At 69.0% G+C, this 2,426-nt stretch carries 3 protein-coding genes; 2 read left to right on the forward strand and 1 reads right to left on the reverse strand.

The genetic code is table 11. From position 1 onward, the window contains the following. Nucleotides 1–224 precede the first annotated feature (224 nt). The gene (locus FKP22_RS27350; RefSeq protein ID WP_141291106.1) at nucleotides 225–989 is read left to right on the forward strand and encodes an alpha/beta fold hydrolase; all 765 of its coding nucleotides are present in this window, start codon (nucleotides 225–227) and stop codon (nucleotides 987–989) included. Nucleotides 990–1,010: 21 nt separating this feature from the next. Here FKP22_RS27350 and FKP22_RS27355 read toward each other — a convergent pair whose 3' ends face one another. Next, nucleotides 1,011–2,075: a homocysteine S-methyltransferase family protein gene (locus FKP22_RS27355; RefSeq protein WP_141291108.1), complete on the reverse strand. Its 1,065-nt coding sequence runs from the start codon at nucleotides 2,073–2,075 to the stop codon at nucleotides 1,011–1,013. A 171-nt stretch (nucleotides 2,076–2,246) separates the two neighbouring features. On the opposite strand from FKP22_RS27355, the gene FKP22_RS27360 reads away from it, so the two are divergent. Beyond that, on the forward strand, nucleotides 2,247–2,426 hold a 180-nt coding region (locus FKP22_RS27360; RefSeq protein WP_259372466.1), incomplete at its 3' end, for a DUF3391 domain-containing protein.

Consider the following 2,426-nt stretch of genomic DNA (forward strand, 5'->3'; position numbering starts at 1 on the left):
CATGCTGAGGTCGCCGATGAAGGCGAAGGCGCGCACGGCGTCGCTGACCGCCACGTCGGGGGTGGCCACAGGGGAATCGGCAGGCATGGGGGAGGGAAGCGGAATGCGGCGGAGGGGCGCCAGCCTCGGTCAATCGACCGATGCCGGAAATGCGCCGGAATTTCGACACTGACGGCACGCGTTCAGAACGACGCGCACTCTAACCTCCTCACCGGAACCGCATCATGAACACCCGTCTCGCGCTCTCTTCCCTCGCCCTCGCTGCCGGTCTGATCGGCGGCACCGCCCCGGCCCTGGCGGCCGAGCTGCCTTCCGTCGTGCTGGTGCATGGCGCCTTTGCCGATGGCTCCGACTGGGCCAAGGTCATCCCGCTGCTGCAGGCCCAGGGCGTGCACGTCACCGCGGTGCAGAACGGCCTGGAATCGCTGGCCGGCGACGTGGCCGCCACGCAGCGCGCGGTGGCCCTCCAGAAGGGCAAGGTGGTGCTGGTCGGTCACTCCTGGGGCGGCCAGGTCATCACCGAAGCCGGCGTGAACGACAAGGTCGGCGCGCTGGTCTATGTGGCCGCGTTTGCCCCCAGCGTGGGTCAGGCCGCTGGCGAGCTGGGCCAGGGCTACCCCACGCCGCCCGGCATCGCCAAGCTGGTGCCCGACGCGCAAGGCTTCCTGTCTCTGCCGCCGGCCGCCGTGGCCGAGGACTTTGCGCAGGACGTGCCGGCCGCGCAAGCCGCGGTGATGGCGGTCACCCAGGGCGCCATCCAGGCCAAAGCCTTTGGCGACAAGGCGACCGTGGCGGCCTGGCAGACTCGCCCGTCCTGGTACATCGTCAGCGCCAACGACCGCATGATCGACCCGGACCTGGAGCGCGCGATGGCCAGGAAGATCGGCGCCACCGTGACCACGCTGCCGACCAGCCACGTGCCGCAGCAGTCGCGCCCGGCCGAAGTGGCCGCGGTGATCCTGCAGGCGGTGCAGGCGGTCGCCCGCTGAGCGTGCGGGCCAGCCGTCAGCTCAGGCGGCTTCTTTCAGCAGCGGGCTGAACAGCTTGTCCTGCACATGCCGCGGGCGGTAGTTCTTGACCTGCTGCGCGATGGCGGCGATGTGCGCTGGCGTGGTGCCACAGCAGCCGCCGACAATGTTCAGGAAGCCTGACCTGGCGAATTCGCCCATCAGCGAGCCCGTCACGTCCGGCGTCTCGTCGAAGCCGGTGTCGCTCATCGGGTTGGGCAGGCCGGCGTTCGGGTAGCAGCTGACGAAGGTGTCGCCGGCAATGCGGCTCAGCTCTTCGATGTACGGCCGCATCAGCGCCGCGCCCAGCGCACAGTTCAAGCCCACGGCCAGCGGGCGCGCATGGCGCACCGAGTGCCAGAAGGCGCCCACGGTCTGGCCTGAGAGGATGCGGCCGGAGGCGTCGGTCACGGTGCCGGAGATGATCACCGGCAGGCGCTCGCCGGTGGCTTCCATCAGCTCGTCCAGCGCGAAGATCGCGGCCTTGGCGTTCAGCGTGTCGAAGATGGTCTCGACCAGGAACAGGTCGCAGCCGCCGTCCATCAGCGCCTGGGCCTGCTCGTAATAGGCGGCGCGCAGTTCGTCGAAAGTCACGTTGCGGGCGCCGGCATCGTTCACGTCGGGGCTGATGCTGGCGGTGCGCGGCGTCGGGCCGAGCGCGCCAGCCACGTAGCGCGGATGCTCGGGCGTGCTGATCGCGTCGCAGGCCTCGCGCGCCAGCCGGGCGGCGGCCAGGTTCATCTCGCGCGCCAGGTGGCCCAGGCCGTAGTCTTCCTGGGCGATGCTGGTCGCGCCGAAGGTGTTGGTCTCGACCATGTCCGCGCCGGCCTGCAGGTACTGGTCGTGGATCTCGCGGATCACGTCCGGCCGGGTCAGCACCAGCAGGTCGTTGTTGCCCTTCAGGTCTTTCGGGTGCCCGGCCAGCGCGGCATTGCGGAAATCGGCTTCGCCCAGCTTGTAGCGCTGGATCATCGTGCCCATCGCGCCGTCGATCAACACGATGCGCTGGCGCAGCAGCGCGGGCAGCGCCTGGGCGCGGGTGTACGGGGCGGCATTCGTGGCGGTCATGCCGCGATTGTAGGAAATGAGGCCAGCCCCTTGGTCAGCGGGTTTGTGCAGCCTGCCCGCCAGCGGTTCATTGCCGGTTCAAGTTCTGCCCGCCATTGGCCGATCTACTGCCCGACGGGACCGCATTTCGCAGCGGTCCGTGACAGGGACAGGGACAGGCACATGACAGCGATGGTGGCGATTCAGGATTTGCGCGTGGGGATGTTCATTCATCTGGACCTGGGCTGGATGTCGCACCCGTTCCCGCTTTCCAGCTTCAAGATTGGCTCGGTCGAACAGATCGAGATCATCCGCGGGCTGGGGCAGAAGCAGGTGCGCTGGAGCCCGGAGCGCAGCGACGAGGCCGTGGCC

Origin of the sequence: Ideonella azotifigens (assembly GCF_006519715.1) — a bacterium.
In the GTDB taxonomy this organism is placed as follows: Bacteria; Pseudomonadota; Gammaproteobacteria; order Burkholderiales; family Burkholderiaceae_C; genus Ideonella; species Ideonella azotifigens.

Bases quoted from the DNA above. Each gene is read 5' to 3' on its own strand.
- FKP22_RS27350 (WP_141291106.1), top strand. From the start codon at position 225: ATGAACACCCGTCTCGCGCTCTCTTCCCTCGCCCTCGCTGCCGGTCTG.
- FKP22_RS27355 (WP_141291108.1), bottom strand. From the start codon at position 2,075: ATGACCGCCACGAATGCCGCCCCGTACACCCGCGCCCAGGCGCTGCCC.